This window comes from Flavobacterium arundinis (assembly GCF_038289855.1).
Taxonomy (GTDB): Bacteria; Bacteroidota; Bacteroidia; order Flavobacteriales; family Flavobacteriaceae; genus Flavobacterium; species Flavobacterium arundinis.
This window is the reverse complement of record NZ_JBBYHR010000001.1, coordinates 342,820-362,537: the sequence shown is the minus strand read 5'-3', so window position 1 is coordinate 362,537 and position 19,718 is coordinate 342,820. Positions and strand designations below refer to the sequence as shown.

Sequence of the window (19,718 nt, the reverse complement as noted above, 5' to 3'; positions counted from 1 at the left end):
TCGTGTTAAAGCAAATTTAATAAAAAAACATCTCTCAGGGGCTTTTCCGCCAAATAATAGGGAATTAAAAATTAAAACATTGAATGAAAGAAGAATATGCAAAATAATTGGCAGATTGCTATTGCAGGTTTCAACTTTCTGTATATTTGCCAATGAAAATTAATTTCAGCTCAAAATGAAAAAATCAATTGTATTGACTATGGCTTTAATCGCATTTACGGCCTGCCAGAAAAACAAGGAAACAGAAGTAAAGACTGAAGAAACGGTTATTGAGACCGGTAAGGATACCGTACACATCGATACCGACACCGTTACAGCTGTTCAAACCGGAAATACAACAGATATGGCTGCCGGCGCTACCCCTGTTGAAGAAAAAAAGATAGAAGCAGTAACGCCTGCAGCAGAAGTAAAAGTGGCGTATGCTTCCTTTGGCGACAAGATTAAAGCAGACAAGGCGCTTACCAAAGAGCAGATGATCCAAAAATATAAAAGCCTCAAAGTAGGAGATACTGTTGCCGTGAAATTCAAATCGAAGATCAAGGATGTGTGCCAGAAAAAAGGCTGCTGGATGGCGATGGAGCTTCCGGGTGGAAAAGAATCGTTTGTGAAGTTTAAGGATTATGCATTTTTTGTGCCGCTTAATGCAACAGCACAGGAAGCTATCGTTAGCGGAAAGGCCTTTGTTAGCGAAACATCGGTGGCACAGCTTAGGCATTACGCCAAAGACGGCGGAAAGTCGGAAGCAGAGATAGCAAAGATAACCCAGCCTGAAATGGAGTATAAATTCATGGCAGACGGCGTGCTAATCAGCAAATAATGAAAAAGCTATTTGTATTCCCTTTAATTTCCCTCGCTTTTATTGCCTGCCAAAAAAAGGCGGAAGAGGCTGTTAAGGCGGAGCCTGAAAAGAAAGAGGCATGCGCTAAGAAGGAATTCAAAATGTATGAGATGTCAGAAATGGCAGGCCTCATGGAGCAGATGTATGTGGATAATATGCGCCTTAAAGAGCGCATTGTTGCAGGGGATACCATAGGTGTATTTCCGCAGCATTTTTTAAAGATCCATGCTTCTGTAATGACCGACGATAGCGACAATGATGCCTTTTTTAAAGAGCAGGCCGCAAAGTTTATTAAGGCGCAGGAACTCATATACAAGGATTCGCTCAATGCGAAAAAGCATTTTAATGAAGCTGTTTCTACCTGCGTAAAATGCCATGAGCAAAAGTGCGAGGGCCCTATACCCAGGATCAAAAAACTTTACATAAAATAGTTGAAAAGGGAAATTATCACCACTGATGATGGCTCGGTAACCATATACCTGCCGGAAATGCAGGAAACGTACCATTCGAAATTTGGTGCTATACAGGAGGCATATCACGTATTTATACAAAATGGGCTGGCTTTAACCAAAGGCCGGCCCATTGCTGTTTTAGAGATCGGCTTCGGTACCGGCCTGAATGCTTTTATAACTTTTCTGGAATCTGCTAAAAGCGGCCAGGTTATAGAATACACCGGGGTGGAAGCCTATCCTGTTGAACCGGCCGAAGCTGCTTTGCTGAACTATGTAACTGAGCTTAATGCTGATGCCTTCAGCGGGAAATTTACCCTTATGCATACTTCACAATGGGAGTCGGCTATAGGTATCGATGATAATTTTACGTTAATTAAACGCCGGCAGCTGTTTCAGGATATTACTGACCAAGATGCATACGACCTTATTTATTTTGATGCATTTGGCTATCCAAGCCAACCGGAACTGTGGAGCGATGCAATTTTTAAAAAGATGTATTCTGCACTTAAAAAAGACGGAATATTAGTTACTTATGCCTGCCGCGGGGTTATCAAAAGATCCATGCAGGCAGCAGGATTTACCACCGAAAAACTGCCGGGGCCACCAGGGAAGAGAGAAATACTTCGTGCGAAAAAACCTTAAGTTATTGTTAAATATTTAACAAGTTTTCAATTTAACAAAATAAAATATATTGCTATTTCGATTTAGTGATGATTTTTTTGCTACATTTACATATTCGTTCTTATCACCTAATCACCTTTAATACTAAAAAGGATTATGCCCAGACCTATGTTTACCTATACAAAGCAAATCTTGGAGAGTGTGAGTTTTGACCCCAAGCTGTTTTGTAAAGAAGTCGAAAAGGCAATTAAAGTACTGTTGCCTTACGAGATTGAACAACTGATAGACTGGCTTCATAATTTCACAACTGAAAAGCCCGAGCTAAAAGCCTGTCTTATCTATGTTGAATAATAAAGTAAAAGGAGCTGTATTGCTCCTTTTTTTATGAGGTATAGTTTGAATTCGATCGCAATGTCTTACATGTCGCTCCTCCGGAGCTTGAAAGAACTTCAATCAATTTTGCTATAAATATTCCATCCCTCCGGGACTCATCAATGCAGCCCCAGCGGGGCGATATGTTTATAGCAATTTTGAATATGACCGATTTAGAGCTCCGGAAGAGCGGCATATAAATTATTCAAGCTCTTCCGAAACACTTGTGTCTCAAAGACCTTTGGGGTCTGACAAGTGATACTGCCTATTTTTTATGCAGCGGGCTGGTAATATCTACATTCTGGAATGTTATAGCGCCTTTCACCACACCGGATATAGTATTGCGCAATGCCTCTATAAGGTGCAGCTTCAGTTCCTTTTTAGAATAGATGAGGCTTACCTCACGCGATGGCCTCGGTTCTTTAAAATGACGGAGCTTGGCTGCCGATTTAGTATTCATATCAAGGGTGTTGAGATAAGGTAATAATGTCATTCCAAGCCCTTCATCCACAAGCCGTATCATGGTCTCAAAACTTCCGCTCGCTATCTGGAAATGGTTGTCTTCGGGAAGTATCGATGCCTTGCAGATATTTAATACATTATTGGTAAAGCAGTGGCCGTCCTGGAGCAGCAATACATTGCTGAGGTTCATTTCGAGGTCTTCAACACCAAACTCTTTTTTGCTGTAAGCGGGGCTGTTTTCAGGAACATAAGCCACAAAGGGTTCATAATAAAGCACAATTTCCTTGATGCTTTCTTCTTCCAGCGGGGTTGCAGCAATAGCCGCATCGAGCTGTCCGTTTTTTAGCATTTTTATAATTTCCTCGGTGGTATGCTCCTCAATAATGAGGTTGACCTTTGGGTACTTATTGATAAAATTCGACATGAACATCGGCAGGAGTGTCGGCATTACTGTAGGGATTATGCCCACCCTGAATTCACCTCCTACATACCCTTTTTGCTGGTCTACAATATCTTTTATACGGCCCGATTCGTTTACAATATTCTTGGCCTGGGTAACAATTTTTTGGCCAACTTCTGTAAGCTGTATCGGCTTTTTACCCCTGTCAAATATTTGGATATCAAGTTCTTCTTCCAGTTTTTGTATCTGCATGCTCAGCGTTGGCTGGGTTACGAAACATTTTTCGGCAGCAAGGGTGAAATTTTTATGTTCGGCGACAGCCAGCACATAATATAACTGCGTTATTGTCATTGTATAGATTTTTATGATAAAATTATAAAAACGATTGATATAAACTATACATTTTATGGTTAAATTTACCTTACTTTTAACGATGTAAAAACCTACAACTATTTTAATATGAAAACCGACCAAAAACAACAGGCAACAAATATTTTAGGCCTGCCTGTAAAAGAAACCGAAGTTATTTCTGCAGAGCTTAATATACTTCTTTCTAATTTCCAGGTGTATTATCAAAACCTGCGCGGCATCCATTGGAACATTCGCGGCAAGCGCTTTTTTGACCTGCATGTTAAATTCGAAGAGCTGTATAATGATGCACAATTAAAGATTGATATGATTGCTGAGCGCGTTCTTACGCTTGGCGGAAACCCATTACATACTTTTGAGGATTATATTAAGAACAACAAGCTTCAGATAGGTAAAAATATATCAAGGGATACTGAGGCTGTACACCTGATCATGACTTCCCTGGCCGACCTTTTGAAAATTGAAAGGGTTATACTTGACGAAACGGCAAAGATAAATGATGAGGGTACTAACTCTATGATGAGCGACTTTATAAAAGAGCAGGAGAAGACCATGTGGATGATGAAGGCCTGGAGCGAGGAAGAAATATAATACCCCATAAACCGATACAAGTAAAAATTTCATACCTTCGCAGGAATGAAAATTCTTGTAAACATAGTACTTTTCCTATTTATCTCATTTCTTGCAGCTCCTACAATTGTGAGCCTTATAGAAGATGATGCAGATATGTCTGTAGTTTACAGCCTTACTGAAGAAGAGATACAGAAGGACATAAAAGAAGTAAAGGGCGCCCCGTATACGGAATTTCAGGTTTCTTTTTTTAAAGAATCGAAAGAAACATTGCTTATACAATCGGCAAACCTCCAAAAACACAACAATGTTGCAGGGGAGATATGCTCACCGCCACCGGAATTTATATAATCCAGTTTTGCCTCTACAGGCGGCTATTTAAATACACGGGTATTTGAAAGCATAATTGCATTATATATAGTTTTTCGGTATGACAAAAAAGACAAATCTTTTTGGCAGCCTCAGGGCCGATTTTCCGTCGGGCCTCGTGGTTTTTTTAGTAGCGCTGCCTTTATGCCTGGGCATTGCTCTTGCTTCCGGTGCGCCGCCGCTTTCGGGTATTATTGCAGGTGTTGTTGGGGGTATCGTTATCGGCGTTCTTAGCAAATCGCATGTAAGCGTCTCAGGCCCTGCGGCAGGGCTCATCGCTATAGTTTTGACGGCGATAGGTACATTAGGTTCCTTTCAGGCTTTCCTGATGGCTGTCTTCCTGGCGGGTATCTTCCAGCTGGCCCTCGGCTTTATCAAGGCAGGAAGCATCTCCAATTACTTTCCTTCAAATGTTATCGAGGGAATGCTTGCCGGTATCGGTATTATCATTATCATTAACCAGCTTGAGCATGCTGTTGGCTATGACAAGGGCGAAGAGGGTGACGAATCACTCTTCAGGCTAGATGGCGGTAATCCGTTTTCGGACATTCCGGATATCATTGGCCGTTTTGAAGGAGGAGCCGTTATCATTGCGCTTGTTTCGATCGCCATCCTCATCATGTGGGATAAAATACCTGCATTGAAAAACCTCAAATTGCTTCCGGGTGCTTTGGTAGCCGTTGTAGCAGGCATCATTACCAATCAGGTTTTTATAGCTACAGGCAGCCACCTTGCGCTCGGCCCGGCACATCTTGTAACCCTTCCTGTGCCGCAGTCTTTTGAAGATATTAAAGGCTTCATCGTACTGCCCGACTTTACGGCAATATCCAATACCAAGGTATGGATTACTGCCGCTACCATAACTATTGTCGCCTCCATTGAAACGCTGCTTTGTATAGAAGCTTCGGACAGGATGGATGTACAGCGGCGTTATACCGATACTAATAATGAACTTAAGGCGCAGGGTATAGGCAATATGCTCAGCAGCCTTATTGGTGGCCTTCCGGTTACTTCGGTAGTAGTACGGTCGTCGGCGAATGCCAACGCTGGTGCAAGGACAAAAATGTCGACCATCATCCATGGTGTCCTGCTGTTGATATGTGTACTTGCCATACCGGCAGTACTTAACAGGATACCGCTGGCAACACTTGCTGCCGTGCTTATACTTATAGGTTACAGGCTGGCGAAACCGGCTACAGTGAAGCATTTTTGGGAAAAAGGCAAGTACCAGTTCGTGCCTTTCATTGCTACATTGATCGCAGTAGTATTTACCGACTTACTAAAGGGCGTAGCGCTTGGTATGATAATTAGCATTATATTCGTACTCAGGGGCAATCTAAAAAGAGCTTATAACTTCAGGAAGGAAGAATATGCCGAGGGCGATGTGATCCATATTGACCTTGCACAGGAGGTTTCGTTCCTTAACAAGGCGGCTATTAAGAATACGTTAAATGACATACCTGAAAATTCCAATGTTGTTATAGATGCTTCGGATACTGTATATATTGCACACGATGTGCTGGACCTGATAGAAGAGTTCAGGGATATAAAGTCGAAAGAGATTAATGTGCAGGTAAAGCTGGTAGGGTTTAAAGAAGCTTATGAACTTGCCAATACCGGCCACGGCAGGCAGAATGTGTTTGTTGAACACGTAGAAAAAAAAGAAAAGAAAAATTAAACATAAAAGTCCCGGCAATTGGGGTAATATAAAATAGTTTACAATGACAATGAATGACGATTTTTATAAAAAAATATTAGATAACAATAAAATATGGTCGGAAACCAAACTGGCAACCGACCCTGATTATTTCCAAAAGCTTTCAAAGGGCCAGTCGCCGCCATTATTATGGATAGGCTGCTCCGATAGCCGCGTTCCTGCCAACGAAGTAATAGGGGCGCAGCCGGGTGAAGTATTCGTCCACAGGAACATTGCCAATATGGTTATACATAGCGATATGAACATGCTTAGTGTACTCGATTATGCTGTCAATGTATTAAAGGTGCAACATGTTATCGTATGCGGGCATTATGGCTGCGGAGGCGTTAAGGCAGCTATGGGCAACGATTCTATCGGGCTTATTGACAACTGGATCAGGCATATAAAGGATGTCTACAGGCACAACAAGCAATACCTCGACTCGATTATAAATGAGCAAGACAGGTTCAATGCTTTTGTGGAGCTAAATGTAAAAGAACAGGTAACCGACCTGGCAAAGACATCTATTGTACAGAATGCATGGAGGAACGGGCAGCAGCTTTGCCTTCATGGCTGGGTGTACGGACTGGATACCGGTATCGTAAAAGACCTTGAAGTAAACTATTGCGACAATGAAGAGCTTGCAAAAGTAGACCGCTTGAAATTTTAGTTATGTTTATAGTTACCGCCTTCGGGCGGTTTTTTTATGTTACTCAAGTAACGCTGCAAGAAATTCCATCAGTGTTTCAAAAAAACCGGATTTTCTTCCTGTCTCGTATTCTTTTTTATCTTCACTCATTGTCCTCAAGATTTTCATTAAATACAGAAGGCAGCAGCTGTGGGATGAATTTAATGAGCAATGGGAGCAGCAGGCTTCCGCCGGGCAAAAGAAATATGGTTAATGATGGTACCGTTTTACATATCTCAAGCAGTTGCTTCTTAACTTTTTTCTTTTCCTTTTCGTCAAGGTTTCGGTGGGTAGAGTGGGTGATGAGGAGCACCAGCTCGCCATTATTCGAAAGTTCTTTTATGAGCCTGTTCTTATTGCGTTTGATCAGCAGCTTTACACTTTGTGCCGCATGGTCGTAAAAATGCTTTACAGGGTTAGAATAGTTGAAATACGGTATATTCTTTCTGTTCCTTCGGATGAAGACATCAAATGAGGCGATACTTTCGGCGGCGATCTCATCATCAATGCCAAGCTCCCCCGCAAGGCGGTACAGGAATTCGATCTCGCTTTGCTCTGCGTTGCCATCGGTCCATATCGCCATTCCGGCCATATCAAGAAGGTAGTTCTTTTCGGACTTCGACTGGAAATAATCCAGTTCCAGCTTGCTGAAATTATCTGCCTTTATTTTTGAGAACTTCGTATAACGTACAGAAGATTCGAACAGCTTGATAAGGAGCTCGTCATACTCCGATGTCCTGCTTTTGCTCTTTAGCGCAAGCGAAACAATGCTGAGTACCGTTTCCTCTAGTTTCTTAAGGTAATCTTTAGGGATTTCCCGGTTAAGCAGGTATTGGCGGAATGCCAGCACATCCATTACGATGAGGGCATTGGTGAGTATATGCGAAAAGCTGCGGCTGAACAGGTTGTCGTTGGTCTTAATGCGTTCTTCAAGTATTTCTTCCAGCTGGTGGCTCCTGGACGATGTGGGAAGCACTTTTTGTAACAGGCCTGAGCCGCCGGGTGTCATTTGCTTATAAAACGCAACAGCTCTGCTGACAAACGCCTTGCTATCCTGTTCATTTGTTATCAGCGTATGCACATCATAAAGCGTGTTTAGCAGAGCCGCCTTCGTAGCCTCCTCAGTAGACCAGCCTTTTGTCTCGTTTTCATCCAGGTCGTTGAATGATACAACATGCCCGTAAATGAACCCCGTATCCCTGACGGCCCTGTAAAATTCGTGCGAATTTTGGGCTAATGGCCGCTTGTTCTTAAGCTGCGCTAAAAACTTATCAATCCAGCCGCTGGCAGAAGGGTTTATCATGTGGCAAATCTATGGAATTTTTCGGGTATTGGATAAAAGTTAAATAATTCCTGTTGATTAAATATTCATGAAAACATTTCGAAAAAGCAGACTGTCGGTTTTATCGCTTATGATAAAATTCCATTTTTTGTAATTTAATATTGTAAATAAAAATTTGTTGTTTATTTTTGTAATAGATTATTTAGCATATGAGAATAGTAACGTTTACAAGGATTAGAGACTTTACAGAAAAACATCCTATTGCTGATATTGCCTTAAGGGACTGGTATTTTAAAACCAAAAGAAGTGAATGGGATAATCTGTGTGACATAAAGCAAACATTCAATAGTGTAAATTATGTTGGCAATAACCGTTATGTTTTTAATATAAAAGGAAATGATTACAGGCTAGTAGCCATTATTATTTTTGCATCAAAAAAGGTATATATTCGATTTATCGGAACACATTCGGAATATGACAAAATAGATTGCTCAAACATTTAGAAATTATGAGAACAATACAAACAAAAAAAGAATATGAGGCTTTGTGCAAGCGGATAGAAGAGCTGTTAGCTATCGTAAACAACGATACCCCAATTACCGATAAAAATTTTATTGAATTGGATTTGCTTTCTGACCTTGTCGCTGATTATGAAGAAGTGCATGAACCTGTAAAAGCCCCTACACTTATTGAAGCTATGAAATTGCGTATGTATGAGCGCGGCTTAAATCAAAAACGCTTATCTGAACTATTAGGGGTTAGTACATCAAGGGTTAGTGAATATTTGACAGGCAAGAGTGAGCCACCGTTAAAAATAGCCAGGGATATAAGTCAAAAGTTGGATATCGACCCTATGATTGTATTGGGTGTTTAATCATGTTTAGTATTTCGCTAACACTTATTGTGATAACGCTAACAACTTGACAGGCTATTATGCTTTAATTTAGCATGATAACAAATAATCAAACAAACCTGTCATGAAAAAGATCTCAATGTTTAGTAAAACGCTTTTAGGTGCTGCTGTACTTACAATGTCACTTGGTACCGTAAGCTGTAAAAAAGAAAATAAAGAAGAAGATACCAAAGAAGTAGCAGAAGATGCCAACGAAGCTAAATTTGACGATGTAAACGATGATAAAGAGGATGATTCCGAATATCTTGTTTCAGCTGCCGAAGTGGATATGAAAGAAATAGAGCTTGGCAAACTGGCACAGCAGAAAAGCACTAACGCCGATGTACAGGCTTTAGGGAAAATGATGGTAGCCCAGCATGAAAAAGCTTCAGCGGAAACGAAAGCACTTGCTGCTAAGAAAAATATTACGCTTCCTGCTGCATTGACTGAAAAAGGACAGGATGCCTACAAAGACCTGAATGATAAAACCGGACATGATTTCGATAAAGCCTATGCCGATAAAATGGTAGAAGGCCACGAAAAAATGATTGAAAAAATGGAGAAAGCGTCTGAAAAAGCAACCGATGCGGATATAAGGATGTGGGCTGCAAATATGCTGCCAACATTAAGGACGCATTTAGAGCATGCTAAAATGACCAAGGAAAAGGTAGACGCTGTAAAATAATAGTAGTTTATACAAATGAAAACTCCGGAAATTGCAAATGCAGTTCCGGAGTTTTTTAATGCTGTGCTATCTTATTTACCCGAAGGCTTCTTCTTTATCAGCGTGATCAATGCAAATACTAATGCCGCTACAAGGAGCAGGTTGATCATCGCATTTGTGATATACCACACAAACTTGCCCAGTACCCAAAAGATAAGGAACAATACCGCTACTATGTATAATAGTTTTTTCATTGGTTAAAGGCTCAGGATAAAACTGTCTTTATTGAGGCCGTCAGTGATATATTGCCAGTTGATATGTACAACATCGCTCAGGATCTTCTTAAGCATGTTGAAATCGTTAGGCTTTTTGATGTATACATTGGCACCGGATACAAAGGTGTCTTCAATGTCCTGTTCTGAAGACGATGTAGAATAGATGGCTACAGATATCTTTTTGAGCCTTTCGTCACCCCGTATTTCCCTAAGACACTCAAGCCCCGACTTCCGCGGCATGTTAAGGTCGAGAAAAATAATATCCGGTAACGGATTATCCGGGTCATTGATATGATCCATAAGTTGCTCTCCATCATTAAAGGTGGAAAACTGGTAGTTTATTTTGACTTCTTCAAAAGCTTCCCTGAAAAATAATCGATCATCTTCATCGTCATCAGCAAGCATAATGTGTAGGGATGTTGGCCGCATTGTTGATTTCCTCCTTCTTCTAAATTGATTCAGCGTAACGTTTTTGTTTTATTATTTTTTGAAACGCGGTGGGGGTTACCCCGGTAATATTTTTGAATTGTTGCGAAAGATAGGCGACACTGCTGTAATTCATCATGAAAGATATCTCCGTAAGCGATAAATTTTCAGTTAGCAGCAGTTGCTTCACACGCTCAATTTTGTGCAAAATAATGAAATTTTCTATTGAAATGAAAGTAACTTCCGAAAATACTTGTGATAATGTCCTGTAGCTTTCGCCAAGCTTTTCCGAAAGGTAAGATGAAATCTTCATAGATTGCACGCCCTTATTGGCATAAAGCATTTCTATGATGGCATTTTTGATTTTTTGTACCAGTATGCTTTTTTGGTTATCGACGATCTCAATACCAAATTTTTTCAGGGAATCTATGAGTTTATCATAAGTTTCCATAGCAATATTTTCCTTGAATTTAACATATCCTGGCTCCGTGACCCTGCAGTCTATATTAAATTGATCAAGCTGTTGCTGCAGGAGTACTTTACACATTTTGTCAATGTTATACTTTATGTAAAGCTCCATTGTTGGTGTTTTATATTCAAAGTAAAATTATAAAAATATCCTTAACATGTAGTACGACGCGAAAAAAATATGAAATTGTAGGAAAAATGAAGGTTTGTAACATAATATAATAACATTTTTGGCTGTGTAAGGGTGGTTGAAAGTATAAAAATTCATTAAATAGCGATCCTGATACCTTTCGATGTTTTAAATTTATAATTATAATCTACGCTTATGGCTTTTTTTCAAAATCCGCCTGATGGAGGGATGCGTTACACAGAAACCGATATGCATCATTTGTTCCCGGAACCGCTCAACATGATAATATCGTGCTTTTTCCTTGCAATAGCAGTGTACTGGACTATAAAAATATATCCTCATTGGAAACAGCATACTTTTTTGACTTTTGCATTGCTGTTGCTTTATATCGGAGGTATAGGCGGCACTATTTACCACGGGTTTCGCCAATGGAGTGTTTTTATTATGATGGACTGGCTTCCTATAATGCTGCTGTGTGTCTTTGCGGGTGTATACTTTTTAGGTAAGCTCACAAGGTGGTATTATGCCATTGCTTTGGTAGTGGCATATATTGCATTTCAGTTTTATGCAAGGAAACAGTTGGCGCAGGCCGGCGATATGCAGCTGTTTATCAATATCAATTACGGTGTTTTGGCAGGCATTGTGCTGCTGCCGGTATTTGCTTATCTTATAAGTACGTCGTTCCGGCACGGCAAGTGGGTGGGCTTTGCATTAATCGCTTTTGTTTTTGCGCTAACCTTTCGTGTGTCCGATGGCTGGGGATGGATAAAAACGGGCACGCATTTCCTGTGGCATACCTTTGGTGCTGTGGCGGCATTCTCAATGTTCCAATATATTTTCCTTGTCAACAAAAATGGCTCAGATTAGCCTGCCAATTTAAATAAAAAGATCCGTTTTCCAGGGTGGCATCGGAAAACGGACCAACATTAGTTAGGTATTCGTTTGATTGTAAATTTAACAAAATTTAATTAAATATAATAGTTAACAAAAATTTAATATATGTTATATTATTTTAATTAAATAATAAACATTATAAAACCATTTCCTCAAAAAGCTTTACTGTTTTATAATCAGGGTCGTCGCAAAGCCCGGGGTGTGGACGTGATGTTTGTATGACCGAACTGCGTACCGCTGTCAGCCACCGGAACCGTTCGGGCACTTCAAGCTGTGCTATGGGGCCGCCATTTTTTGCACCACTTGCAATACGCTCAAATGATAATAGATTGAGGCTTATCTGTGCAATATCAAGGCCGGGGTCAAGAGCGTGAAGTTTGATTTCGTTTATAGTATATAAAACCTTTATAAATCGCTTCCTCTTGCAAAACACGATAACGCCCACATTAACGAATTCCTCGCGCTCCACACGCGGAACGATCCGTATCACGGCATACTCATATAAGTGCTTGTCTTGCATTTTGTGCCTGTTTTACAAAAATTTCTGAATGATTTAAGCGGGTCAGTAAAAATTGCGAATACACTTCGCGAATATCATCGGGCGTTTTTTCGAGCCCTTCCCAATGCAGCCATGCCTCCGGGATAAGTGCTACAATAGCGCGAATTTTAGCTTCTGTCAGCAGTGCCTTATATTCTGCATCTACCTCTTCGAGCATCGAAGCCTGCGGAAGCAGCACATGGTCTTTTATCAACGTAAATGGGACTTTCGCATGGCCTTCCGGATCATCAAACGAGTGGTGAAAATAGAGGCATGCCCCATGGTCTATGAGCCATAGTTCTTTGTGCCAGATGAGCATATTGGTATTACGGAACGTCCTGTCAACATTGGTAATGAACGCATCCAGCCATACGATCAGCGAGGCCATTTTGGCATCCACGGTTGTAACGACCGGGTCAAAATTAATAGCTCCCGAAAGATAATGCAGCGCAAGGTTGAGCCCCTGGCTGGCCTGCAGGAGGTCCTGTATTTCCTCATCGGCTTCGGTACGGCCAAAGGCTTCATCAAGGTTGGCATACACCAGTTCCGGCACCGGAAGCCCAAGCGCCCGTGCTACTTCGCCGCCTATAAGCTCTGCAATCAGGGCTTTGGTTCCGTGCCCGGCACCCTTGAATTTGAGTACATAATTAAAATTGTCATCGGCTTCGGCAATGGCAGGCAGCGAGCCTCCTTCGCGAAGCGGTGTTACATAGCGCGTCACATTTACCGTGCGCAGCTGTGGTATTTCAGCCATATTTGGGCGGTTTATAATGTAAAAATAAGGATTTCAAAAATAGTAATTGTTACATTTAGGAATTTGTAACTGTTTCCTTCAAAATGTGTCGTCAATCAGAAACAAAAATGAAACAAAAATTTGTACTATTCAGATATTTTACATCCAGCCTACGGTTTTTTATAACAACATTGTTTATGAAACAATAACGAAAATTTATCAATAACTGTTAACCGCATGACAATAGCCTTTTGACCATGTCATTCAGGTATATATACCATACAGCATGGTTGAAGCGTTTCTTCAAATTATTTGCGTTGTAATTAGCAACCTAACCTCAAAGCTATGTCCTATGTGGTTAAATTGTTTTTTATTAAATAGTTGCAAATGTTCGGCAAAAGCAACATCTCAGTTAGTGCAATGTTTTTGCAGAGGAACTTCATTTTTTTCGGGGTTATTTTCATTTTCCTGCATAAGCTGAAGTGTTTGGATGAAAACCCGAAATAAAACGGAAATCGTATGCCATGTCCTTAAAAAACAGGCATTTTGGAGGACAACGATGCCATGTTGCGCCGTAAATTAGTACTGCTTTTCACGCAGGCAAAAATGCCTGCAATGTCAAATAAAACATTCATAAAATGAGTACATTCTTACCAGTTATCGGGATTATTATCCTTTTATTTTTATCCGGTTTCCGCATCGCGCAGGAGTACCAAAGGGCAATTGTTTTTCGCCTGGGGAGGTTCCAGGCGGTAAAAGGCCCTGGCCTGTACTGGATCATCCCGCTCATCGAGCGCCAGCAGACAGTCGATATGCGTACCCGTACAGTCGACCTTGAGCAGCAGGAAACTATTACCAAAGACAGCGTTACCATCAAGGTAAATGCGGTAATGTGGTTCAAGATACTATCGCCGCAGGATGCTATTATTAATGTGGCCAATTACAACATGGCGGTTTACCAGTTCTCTGTTACTGCACTGCGTAACATCATAGGGCAGCATTCGCTGGATGAGGTGCTGAGGGAGCGCGAACAGATCAATGGCACGCTGCAAAAGATCGTAGATGCCGCCACCCAGTCGTGGGGCATCAAAATTGAAATGGTCGAAATGAAGGATGTAGAAATACCCGAAGCGATGCAGAGGGCAATGGCGCGTGAAGCCGAGGCGATAAGAGAAAAACGGGCAAGGCTGGTTAAGGCTGAGGCCGAACTGGAAGCCTCTATAAAACTGACACAGGGCGCAATGGAAATGGCAAAATGCCCAATATCGCTTGAGTTGAGGCGTATGCAGATGCTGTCTGAAATTGGTATCGATAACAATACCACAACGATCGTAATGATACCGTCGGATATTACAAATGCAGCAAAAAGCTTAACTGAAATGGTAGCTGCTAAATAATTATTGATTTATAATCGAGAAAAGGCTTTCATTGAAATATGAAGGCCTTTTTTTTGTTTCTGTATTTTCGGTGGGGTGCGTTATTTCACCATTTGTGTTACCATCCAGTGGTCGGGATATCTTTTAAGCAATCCTTTCTTCATTTTTTCCTTAGCAGAACCTTCATCGGCCAGTATATAATTATAAACTTTTATCGGCACAGAATCAGGGTAAAATCCGGATGCCATTTCAAAATGGGTTTTAGCTTTGTCCTGCATGTTGGCAGCCATAAGCGCTTCGCCCATGTATATCAGCACTATGGCAGGGATAGTGTTATACGTTTCTACAAATTCCCCCGACAATAATTTCATGCAGCCTATCTGGAAATCGCTTGATACTTCCGGGTTCTGTATTTCCTCCTGATAAAGATTAAAAAGGTAAAACAGGTGGCTGTTAGGAAGGGTAGGGTCTTCTGCAAACGTTTTGTACATGTTTATAGTAGCTTCCGACAATTGCCCCTCGTTGGCCTGTAGGGTCTCATTATACATGTTTTCCAATAGATTAAGTACACGTTTATCCTTTCCGTCAATTGTAGTTTTCGACTTAACCAATTGCAGTGCGATTTTAATAGTTTCATACCTGTCCTGTGCAAAAGAATTTAGCGTGGCAACCAAAAACAGTAGTAGTAATTTCGTTTTCATTTTATCCTATTTTAAAACCGTTGCGATAATATTACTTTTATCAATACATCCCAAATACCTTGAATCCTCAGAATTATCGCGGTTGTCGCCCATTACGAACACCTTATTTGCCGGAATAGTATACGGGCCAAAATTATCCTTGTTCCATGGTTGGATAAATGTTTCAGATATATATTTGTCGGGTTCTTTTTCACTGGTTATGAGCCGGTTTGTGCCCAACCCGTTTTCTTTAGCAACAGCATCATCTAAATATAAGCCATACCGTCCGTCGGGCATTGGTAGGGCGTCCTCCGGGGCAATGCTTCCTTTAGCCGAAAGCTTTTCCGCTTCCGCCCGTGTAACGGTATACACATGCAGAAGTACCAGGCCTTTATCGATATCCTTACTATTGATATATACTGCGCCGTTCTTTATCTCCAGCACATCGCCTTCGGAAGCAACAAGCCGGTGTATCCGCGATTGTCCATTATAGTTATAGATTATAAAGTCTCCGTTTTTAGCCTCCTTTAAATTTGAAGCAAAAATTTTAGAACCTACTTTGATAGCAGGTTCGTTCGCAGCAGTGGGAATATTGTACATTTTGTACATGCCTGAGATACTACAGAAGGTCCATCCTCCTGCAATTACAACCATGATTACACCTGCAGCAATGATTATTTTTTTCATTTCCGGTTTTTTAGCAGAATGATAATAAAGACATTGAAATATTCCCAAATATAATAGAATATTCGTTACCGCTTAAGAATAATCGTTGGGTTCTATATGTACCAGTACATGGCCGAGCTCGGGAAGTTTCAGGCGAAGCGTGTCTTCGAGTTCATGGGCTAGCCGGTGGCCTTCTTTTACGGTGATGTTGGCATCCACAATGGCGTGAAGTTCCAGGTGGTACCGCATGCCGGCCTTACGGATGAAGCATTTTTCGGTATCATATATACCGTTTACAGTAACGGCTATTTCCCTGATATCATTTACCATATCGTCATAAAGGTGCTCGTCCATGATCTCGCCAAGCGCAGGCCTGAAAATGAGGTAACTGTTGTAGAGTATAAACCCGGAGGCAAAGAGTGCTGCCCAATCGTCTGCCGACTCGTAGCCCTTGCCAAAGAACAGCGCTATAGAGATACCCGTAAAGGCCGCCACCGATGTTATAGCATCGCTGCGGTGGTGCCAGGCATCAGCTTTAAGGGCAGAACTGTTGGTTTCCTTGCTTTTTTGAATTACTATCCTAAAGGAGATCTCTTTCCATATAATGATACCGCCCAATACAAACAACGTCCACATTTTTGGCAGGCCGTGCGGGGTCTGAATGTTGACGATACTCTCATAGGCAATGATTGTAGCTGAGGTGATGAGGAAACCCACAACTATAAAGGTAATGAGCGCTTCGGCACGGCCATGGCCATAGGGATGGTTCTCATCGGCAGGCTTGCTCGAATATTTTATCCCGATAAGCACCAGGAACGACGAAAAGATGTCGGTAGTAGATTCTATGGCATCGGCAATAAGGGCATAGGAGTTGCCAAATATCCCGGCAGCCCCTTTTATAAGCGCAAGCAGGAAATTCCCCACCAGGCTAAAATACGTTGCTTTAATTGCTTTTTCTACATTCGCTGTATTTGTCATAGGAGTGAGGACTCAGGCTAACCTTGTTTTTTGCAGCATCCGTCAAGTCCTTCATAAGCGGCTATATCGGCTTTTACATCATCTGCATCATAACCCAGTTTGCTTATCGCGGTTTTTATTTTCCCGAGATCTGTTTTTTTACTGTTGTAGGTTACCTTTATGGTCATTGCCTTTTCGTCAAGAACGATCATCTGAACGCCTTTTTCTTTCAGCAGCGTAGTTTGCAGGCGGTCACCGCAGCTTTCACATTGCTTGCAATGGTCGCAGTAAATAGCGGTTTTGATAATTGCTGTCTGAACTGTTTTTTGCTGTGCCGATGCTGTATTAGCGAATAGCATTGCTGTAAAAGCAATCAAGAGGAATCTCAGAGATTTCATAGTAGATTAATTTCAGCAAATATACTTAAAACCCCTCAAAAAACCTTCAGGCCAAAACAGTAAAACCGTATTGGCCGTCATTAGGGTTGCCCGCTGCATCAATTTTAATGCGCGTAATTTTCGCCGATAAAAATAAGGATACCGCCTACTACAAGGAGGATACTGTTAGTTCGTAACGTGTTTACCGCCTTTTTAAGATTGGCATTGTTTACGGCTACCTGGTCGCCCTCCGCTGTCCATTTGTTGGCGCCCTTTAGCCCTGCATATACACTTACTGCAAATAACAGGCGTATGCCGCTATTAATACAGATCAAAAAACCTAAAATTTCGAGAATTATCAGCATAGTTATAGTTGGTTAATGTGAAGCGCAATATATAAATTTTCTGCATTTACTTAAAAAAATGTTACAATTTTGTAATTGCTTCTGATTCAGCAGTAAATGTGCAATACTATATTTATAATGTATAGAACATAGCTTTAAAACCGCTCAAACACCCCCAACCCAAACAATGCAAAGTCATATTTTACAGGGTCGCTTTTATCCATTTCCCGTAGAGCGGTGTCCAGTTCCAGCAATGCTTTGGCATCATTTTGCTTTCGCGAAAGAATGCCGAGCTTCCGTGCTACATTACCGCTATGCACATCGAGCGGGCAGGATAGGAGGGAAGGTGGTATACTTTTCCAGATGCCCAGGTCCACACCTGCATTATCGTCACGAACCATCCAGCGCAGGTACATGTTGATACGCTTTGCCGCCGAGCCAGCCAATGGGTCGCTTACATGTTTATGCGTACGGTTTTGGTGTTCAATTTCAAAAAACACTTTTTTGAATTCATGTATCGCATGCTGGAGGCTTTCGTCTTTTTGGTGCTTTGCAAAAACGGCTTCAGGTCCGCCGTGGTTTTGGTAAATGTGCTTCAGGGCTTTTATAAAAGTCGTAAAGTCGGCTCCGTTAAAAGTGCGGTGTACAAAACTTTCCAACGCTTCCAGGTGGTATTCTTTATGGCCCATGACAAAATCATAAGGGCTGTTTCCCATTAGCGCAACCATCTTTTTTGCATTATTGATAATTATCGTCCGGTTGCCCCAGGCAATGGTAGCCGCAAGGAACCCTGCAATTTCTATATCTTCTTTTTGGGTAAAGAGGTGCGGTATCTGTATTGGGTCGCTGTCAATAAAGTCGGGCTTGTTGTAGAGCAATACTTTCTCATCCAGGAAAGCTTTCAGTTCTCCTGCATCCATTTTCTTTTCCATTGTGCAAAAGTACGGAAGGAGGAGGAGAGTTGCAAAGTCTCAAAGTGGCAAAGTAGCAAAGTTACAAAGTAGCAAAGTCTCAAAGTTGCGTAGCAAAGTTGCAAAGTAACCGGCAGGAGTGCAGCTCAATCTCAATTCTCAATCCTCAATTCCCAATTCCCAATTCTCAACTCTCAATTCTCAACTCTCAATTCTCAACTCTCAATTCTCAATTCCCAATTCTCAATTCCCAATTCTCAATTCCCAATTCTCAATTCCCAATTCTCAATTCCCAATTCTCAATTCCCAATTCTCAATTCCCAATTCTCAATTCCCAATTCCCAATTCTCAAATCTCAATTCTAAAATTATATCATTCTTCCATCGCTCATCACGAGCTTACGGTCGGCCATGTTGGCAAGTTCCTCGTTATGGGTAACAATCACAAAGGTCTGGCCCATTTCGTCGCGCAGCTTAAAGAACAGTTTGTGCAGGTTATCGGCAGAAGCGGTATCAAGGTTGCCCGATGGCTCATCGGCAAAGATCACGGCAGGCTTATTTATCAGCGCCCGTGCCACGGCAACGCGCTGCTGCTCCCCACCCGACATCTCGCCCGGCCTGTGGCTTATCCTGTGCGATAGGCCAAGGTAGTCCAGTAATTTTTTGGCTTCGGCTTCGGTAGCGCTTTTCGATTTTCCGGCTATAAAACCCGGTATGCATACGTTTTCAAGTGCAGTAAATTCCGGCAGCAGCTGGTGGAACTGGAAAATAAATCCCAAATGCATATTGCGGAATTTAGAAAGCGCCTTATCTTTAAGCTTCAGTACATCTTCGTTATTAATGATAAGCGCAGCCCCCGTTTCCTTCTTTGGCCGGTCCAACGTTCCCAGTATCTGCAGCAGCGTGGTTTTGCCCGCGCCCGAAGCCCCTACGATGGAAACGATCTCGCCTTTTTTGATGTGGAGATCGACCCCTTTAAGGACGTGTAGCTGGTCATAATATTTATGGATGTTGCTGGCTTGTATCATTTGTGCAGTTTTCACAAAGAAACAAACATTTTAAAACATAGTGAAATCTTTTTTGGCACAATATTTCGTATATACTATCGTAAAGTTTAGTTAACAGCCCCAACGGACTGTTTTGTATCATTTAATTTTGAAAAACAATACCAATGAAAAAAATAATAGCAATAGCGCTGGCAACAATTTCAATGTCATGCCAGGGCAGTACTAAAACTTCGAAAGTTGCAGAAAACGGCTCAGGAGAAGG

General features: G+C 41.5%; 27 protein-coding genes. 13 read left to right on the top strand and 14 right to left on the bottom strand.

Going from position 1 to position 19,718, the window contains the following annotated elements; all coding sequences use genetic code 11:
* The first annotated feature begins 175 nt into the window (after window positions 1-175).
* From AAEO56_RS01590 to AAEO56_RS01575, 4 genes are all read left to right on the top strand, one after another.
* The gene (locus tag AAEO56_RS01590; protein WP_341695260.1) at window positions 176-817 is read left to right on the top strand and encodes a DUF4920 domain-containing protein; all 642 of its coding nucleotides are present in this window, start codon (window positions 176-178) and stop codon (window positions 815-817) included.
* The gene (locus tag AAEO56_RS01585) at window positions 817-1,269 is read left to right on the top strand and encodes a hypothetical protein (protein WP_341695259.1); all 453 of its coding nucleotides are present in this window, start codon (window positions 817-819) and stop codon (window positions 1,267-1,269) included. The genes AAEO56_RS01590 and AAEO56_RS01585 overlap by 1 nt, the downstream gene beginning before the upstream one ends.
* On the top strand, window positions 1,270-1,932 hold the full coding sequence (gene mnmD, locus AAEO56_RS01580) for a tRNA (5-methylaminomethyl-2-thiouridine)(34)-methyltransferase MnmD (RefSeq protein WP_341695258.1): 663 nt from the start codon (window positions 1,270-1,272) through the stop codon (window positions 1,930-1,932).
* Window positions 1,933-2,067: 135 nt separating this feature from the next.
* The gene (locus AAEO56_RS01575) at window positions 2,068-2,262 is read left to right on the top strand and encodes a hypothetical protein (RefSeq protein WP_341695257.1); all 195 of its coding nucleotides are present in this window, start codon (window positions 2,068-2,070) and stop codon (window positions 2,260-2,262) included.
* A 286-nt stretch (window positions 2,263-2,548) separates the two neighbouring features.
* Here the strand turns inward: AAEO56_RS01575 and AAEO56_RS01570 are convergent, their stop codons facing one another.
* Complete coding sequence (locus tag AAEO56_RS01570; protein WP_341695256.1) at window positions 2,549-3,496, bottom strand: LysR substrate-binding domain-containing protein; 948 nt, start codon at window positions 3,494-3,496, stop codon at window positions 2,549-2,551.
* Between the two features lie 108 nt (window positions 3,497-3,604).
* Between AAEO56_RS01570 and AAEO56_RS01565 the strand changes: the two genes are divergently transcribed.
* The 4 genes from AAEO56_RS01565 to can all read left to right on the top strand — a co-directional run bounded on the left by AAEO56_RS01565 (window position 3,605) and on the right by can (window position 6,819).
* Window positions 3,605-4,105, top strand: a complete 501-nt coding sequence (locus AAEO56_RS01565) for a Dps family protein (RefSeq protein ID WP_341695255.1) — start codon at window positions 3,605-3,607, stop codon at window positions 4,103-4,105.
* A gap of 45 nt (window positions 4,106-4,150) precedes the next feature.
* A complete protein-coding gene (locus AAEO56_RS01560) occupies window positions 4,151-4,435 on the top strand; it encodes a hypothetical protein (RefSeq protein WP_341695254.1) in 285 nt (94 codons plus the stop codon).
* 79 nt (window positions 4,436-4,514) lie between these two features.
* Entirely contained in the window at window positions 4,515-6,131 is a 1,617-nt protein-coding gene (locus AAEO56_RS01555; RefSeq protein WP_341695253.1) for a SulP family inorganic anion transporter, read from the top strand.
* 49 nt (window positions 6,132-6,180) lie between these two features.
* Window positions 6,181-6,819, top strand: coding sequence for a carbonate dehydratase (can, locus tag AAEO56_RS01550; RefSeq protein WP_341695560.1), 639 nt, complete (start codon window positions 6,181-6,183; stop codon window positions 6,817-6,819).
* Between the two features lie 121 nt (window positions 6,820-6,940).
* Here the strand turns inward: can and AAEO56_RS01545 are convergent, their stop codons facing one another.
* A complete protein-coding gene (locus tag AAEO56_RS01545) occupies window positions 6,941-8,140 on the bottom strand; it encodes an LETM1-related biofilm-associated protein (RefSeq protein WP_341695252.1) in 1,200 nt (399 codons plus the stop codon).
* A 188-nt stretch (window positions 8,141-8,328) separates the two neighbouring features.
* On the opposite strand from AAEO56_RS01545, the gene AAEO56_RS01540 reads away from it, so the two are divergent.
* The 3 genes from AAEO56_RS01540 (at window position 8,329) to AAEO56_RS01530 (ending at window position 9,696) form a co-directional block, all read left to right on the top strand.
* On the top strand, window positions 8,329-8,622 hold the full coding sequence (locus tag AAEO56_RS01540; RefSeq protein ID WP_341695251.1) for a type II toxin-antitoxin system HigB family toxin: 294 nt from the start codon (window positions 8,329-8,331) through the stop codon (window positions 8,620-8,622).
* 5 nt (window positions 8,623-8,627) lie between these two features.
* The gene (locus AAEO56_RS01535; protein WP_341695250.1) at window positions 8,628-8,993 is read left to right on the top strand and encodes a helix-turn-helix domain-containing protein; all 366 of its coding nucleotides are present in this window, start codon (window positions 8,628-8,630) and stop codon (window positions 8,991-8,993) included.
* Between the two features lie 103 nt (window positions 8,994-9,096).
* Window positions 9,097-9,696 carry a DUF4142 domain-containing protein gene (locus AAEO56_RS01530; RefSeq protein WP_341695249.1) on the top strand — a complete coding sequence of 200 codons (600 nt, stop codon included), beginning with the start codon at window positions 9,097-9,099 and terminating at the stop codon, window positions 9,694-9,696.
* A gap of 71 nt (window positions 9,697-9,767) precedes the next feature.
* Here the strand turns inward: AAEO56_RS01530 and AAEO56_RS01525 are convergent, their stop codons facing one another.
* The 3 genes from AAEO56_RS01525 to AAEO56_RS01515 are packed head-to-tail and all read right to left on the bottom strand — an operon-like array spanning window position 9,768 to window position 10,827.
* Window positions 9,768-9,929, bottom strand: a complete 162-nt coding sequence (locus AAEO56_RS01525) for a lmo0937 family membrane protein (protein WP_341695248.1) — start codon at window positions 9,927-9,929, stop codon at window positions 9,768-9,770.
* Between the two features lie 3 nt (window positions 9,930-9,932).
* Window positions 9,933-10,379 carry a response regulator gene (locus AAEO56_RS01520; protein ID WP_341695247.1) on the bottom strand — a complete coding sequence of 149 codons (447 nt, stop codon included), beginning with the start codon at window positions 10,377-10,379 and terminating at the stop codon, window positions 9,933-9,935.
* 19 nt (window positions 10,380-10,398) lie between these two features.
* The gene (locus tag AAEO56_RS01515) at window positions 10,399-10,827 is read right to left on the bottom strand and encodes a helix-turn-helix domain-containing protein (protein WP_341695246.1); all 429 of its coding nucleotides are present in this window, start codon (window positions 10,825-10,827) and stop codon (window positions 10,399-10,401) included.
* Window positions 10,828-11,169: 342 nt separating this feature from the next.
* Here AAEO56_RS01515 and AAEO56_RS01510 point away from each other — a divergent pair, with 342 nt between their 5' ends.
* Window positions 11,170-11,841 (top strand): hypothetical protein, encoded by a 672-nt coding sequence (locus AAEO56_RS01510; protein ID WP_341695245.1) that lies wholly within the window; start codon window positions 11,170-11,172, stop codon window positions 11,839-11,841.
* A gap of 163 nt (window positions 11,842-12,004) precedes the next feature.
* Here the strand turns inward: AAEO56_RS01510 and AAEO56_RS01505 are convergent, their stop codons facing one another.
* Window positions 12,005-12,388, bottom strand: a complete 384-nt coding sequence (locus AAEO56_RS01505) for a DUF3037 domain-containing protein (protein ID WP_341695244.1) — start codon at window positions 12,386-12,388, stop codon at window positions 12,005-12,007.
* A complete protein-coding gene (locus AAEO56_RS01500) occupies window positions 12,366-13,160 on the bottom strand; it encodes a HipA family kinase (RefSeq protein WP_341695243.1) in 795 nt (264 codons plus the stop codon). Before AAEO56_RS01500 ends, AAEO56_RS01505 begins: the two co-directional genes overlap by 23 nt.
* A gap of 617 nt (window positions 13,161-13,777) precedes the next feature.
* On the opposite strand from AAEO56_RS01500, the gene AAEO56_RS01495 reads away from it, so the two are divergent.
* Window positions 13,778-14,536, top strand: coding sequence for a slipin family protein (locus tag AAEO56_RS01495; RefSeq protein WP_341695242.1), 759 nt, complete (start codon window positions 13,778-13,780; stop codon window positions 14,534-14,536).
* An 80-nt stretch (window positions 14,537-14,616) separates the two neighbouring features.
* Here the strand turns inward: AAEO56_RS01495 and AAEO56_RS01490 are convergent, their stop codons facing one another.
* The 7 genes from AAEO56_RS01490 to AAEO56_RS01460 all read right to left on the bottom strand — a co-directional run bounded on the left by AAEO56_RS01490 (window position 14,617) and on the right by AAEO56_RS01460 (window position 19,477).
* Entirely contained in the window at window positions 14,617-15,216 is a 600-nt protein-coding gene (locus AAEO56_RS01490; RefSeq protein ID WP_341695241.1) for a hypothetical protein, read from the bottom strand.
* A gap of 6 nt (window positions 15,217-15,222) precedes the next feature.
* Entirely contained in the window at window positions 15,223-15,882 is a 660-nt protein-coding gene (gene lepB / locus AAEO56_RS01485) for a signal peptidase I (protein WP_341695240.1), read from the bottom strand.
* Window positions 15,883-15,954: 72 nt separating this feature from the next.
* A complete protein-coding gene (locus AAEO56_RS01480) occupies window positions 15,955-16,839 on the bottom strand; it encodes a cation diffusion facilitator family transporter (protein WP_341695239.1) in 885 nt (294 codons plus the stop codon).
* Window positions 16,840-16,856: 17 nt separating this feature from the next.
* Entirely contained in the window at window positions 16,857-17,216 is a 360-nt protein-coding gene (locus AAEO56_RS01475; RefSeq protein WP_341695238.1) for a heavy-metal-associated domain-containing protein, read from the bottom strand.
* A 104-nt stretch (window positions 17,217-17,320) separates the two neighbouring features.
* Window positions 17,321-17,560 (bottom strand): hypothetical protein, encoded by a 240-nt coding sequence (locus tag AAEO56_RS01470; protein WP_341695237.1) that lies wholly within the window; start codon window positions 17,558-17,560, stop codon window positions 17,321-17,323.
* A 134-nt stretch (window positions 17,561-17,694) separates the two neighbouring features.
* Complete coding sequence (locus tag AAEO56_RS01465) at window positions 17,695-18,459, bottom strand: TIGR02757 family protein (protein WP_341695559.1); 765 nt, start codon at window positions 18,457-18,459, stop codon at window positions 17,695-17,697.
* A gap of 358 nt (window positions 18,460-18,817) precedes the next feature.
* Window positions 18,818-19,477, bottom strand: a complete 660-nt coding sequence (locus AAEO56_RS01460) for an ABC transporter ATP-binding protein (RefSeq protein ID WP_341695236.1) — start codon at window positions 19,475-19,477, stop codon at window positions 18,818-18,820.
* Window positions 19,478-19,718 lie beyond the last annotated feature (241 nt).

What these genes read in the sequence shown, in the direction of transcription:
- AAEO56_RS01475 (WP_341695238.1), bottom strand. Translation starts at nt 17,216, where the DNA reads ATGAAATCTCTGAGATTCCTCTTGATTGCTTTTACAGCAATGCTATTC.
- AAEO56_RS01465 (WP_341695559.1), bottom strand. Translation starts at nt 18,459, where the DNA reads ATGGATGCAGGAGAACTGAAAGCTTTCCTGGATGAGAAAGTATTGCTC.
- AAEO56_RS01540 (WP_341695251.1), top strand. Translation starts at nt 8,329, where the DNA reads ATGAGAATAGTAACGTTTACAAGGATTAGAGACTTTACAGAAAAACAT.
- AAEO56_RS01500 (WP_341695243.1), bottom strand. Translation starts at nt 13,160, where the DNA reads ATGGCTGAAATACCACAGCTGCGCACGGTAAATGTGACGCGCTATGTA.
- AAEO56_RS01525 (WP_341695248.1), bottom strand. Translation starts at nt 9,929, where the DNA reads ATGAAAAAACTATTATACATAGTAGCGGTATTGTTCCTTATCTTTTGG.
- AAEO56_RS01515 (WP_341695246.1), bottom strand. Translation starts at nt 10,827, where the DNA reads ATGGAAACTTATGATAAACTCATAGATTCCCTGAAAAAATTTGGTATT.
- AAEO56_RS01565 (WP_341695255.1), top strand. Translation starts at nt 3,605, where the DNA reads ATGAAAACCGACCAAAAACAACAGGCAACAAATATTTTAGGCCTGCCT.
- AAEO56_RS01510 (WP_341695245.1), top strand. Translation starts at nt 11,170, where the DNA reads ATGGCTTTTTTTCAAAATCCGCCTGATGGAGGGATGCGTTACACAGAA.
- AAEO56_RS01520 (WP_341695247.1), bottom strand. Translation starts at nt 10,379, where the DNA reads ATGCGGCCAACATCCCTACACATTATGCTTGCTGATGACGATGAAGAT.
- AAEO56_RS01530 (WP_341695249.1), top strand. Translation starts at nt 9,097, where the DNA reads ATGAAAAAGATCTCAATGTTTAGTAAAACGCTTTTAGGTGCTGCTGTA.
- AAEO56_RS01570 (WP_341695256.1), bottom strand. Translation starts at nt 3,496, where the DNA reads ATGACAATAACGCAGTTATATTATGTGCTGGCTGTCGCCGAACATAAA.
- AAEO56_RS01495 (WP_341695242.1), top strand. Translation starts at nt 13,778, where the DNA reads ATGAGTACATTCTTACCAGTTATCGGGATTATTATCCTTTTATTTTTA.
- lepB (WP_341695240.1), bottom strand. Translation starts at nt 15,882, where the DNA reads ATGAAAAAAATAATCATTGCTGCAGGTGTAATCATGGTTGTAATTGCA.
- AAEO56_RS01555 (WP_341695253.1), top strand. Translation starts at nt 4,515, where the DNA reads ATGACAAAAAAGACAAATCTTTTTGGCAGCCTCAGGGCCGATTTTCCG.
- AAEO56_RS01460 (WP_341695236.1), bottom strand. Translation starts at nt 19,477, where the DNA reads ATGATACAAGCCAGCAACATCCATAAATATTATGACCAGCTACACGTC.
- AAEO56_RS01560 (WP_341695254.1), top strand. Translation starts at nt 4,151, where the DNA reads ATGAAAATTCTTGTAAACATAGTACTTTTCCTATTTATCTCATTTCTT.
- AAEO56_RS01575 (WP_341695257.1), top strand. Translation starts at nt 2,068, where the DNA reads ATGCCCAGACCTATGTTTACCTATACAAAGCAAATCTTGGAGAGTGTG.
- AAEO56_RS01585 (WP_341695259.1), top strand. Translation starts at nt 817, where the DNA reads ATGAAAAAGCTATTTGTATTCCCTTTAATTTCCCTCGCTTTTATTGCC.
- AAEO56_RS01590 (WP_341695260.1), top strand. Translation starts at nt 176, where the DNA reads ATGAAAAAATCAATTGTATTGACTATGGCTTTAATCGCATTTACGGCC.
- AAEO56_RS01535 (WP_341695250.1), top strand. Translation starts at nt 8,628, where the DNA reads ATGAGAACAATACAAACAAAAAAAGAATATGAGGCTTTGTGCAAGCGG.
- AAEO56_RS01470 (WP_341695237.1), bottom strand. Translation starts at nt 17,560, where the DNA reads ATGCTGATAATTCTCGAAATTTTAGGTTTTTTGATCTGTATTAATAGC.
- AAEO56_RS01505 (WP_341695244.1), bottom strand. Translation starts at nt 12,388, where the DNA reads ATGCAAGACAAGCACTTATATGAGTATGCCGTGATACGGATCGTTCCG.
- AAEO56_RS01480 (WP_341695239.1), bottom strand. Translation starts at nt 16,839, where the DNA reads ATGACAAATACAGCGAATGTAGAAAAAGCAATTAAAGCAACGTATTTT.
- AAEO56_RS01545 (WP_341695252.1), bottom strand. Translation starts at nt 8,140, where the DNA reads ATGATAAACCCTTCTGCCAGCGGCTGGATTGATAAGTTTTTAGCGCAG.
- AAEO56_RS01490 (WP_341695241.1), bottom strand. Translation starts at nt 15,216, where the DNA reads ATGAAAACGAAATTACTACTACTGTTTTTGGTTGCCACGCTAAATTCT.
- can (WP_341695560.1), top strand. Translation starts at nt 6,181, where the DNA reads ATGAATGACGATTTTTATAAAAAAATATTAGATAACAATAAAATATGG.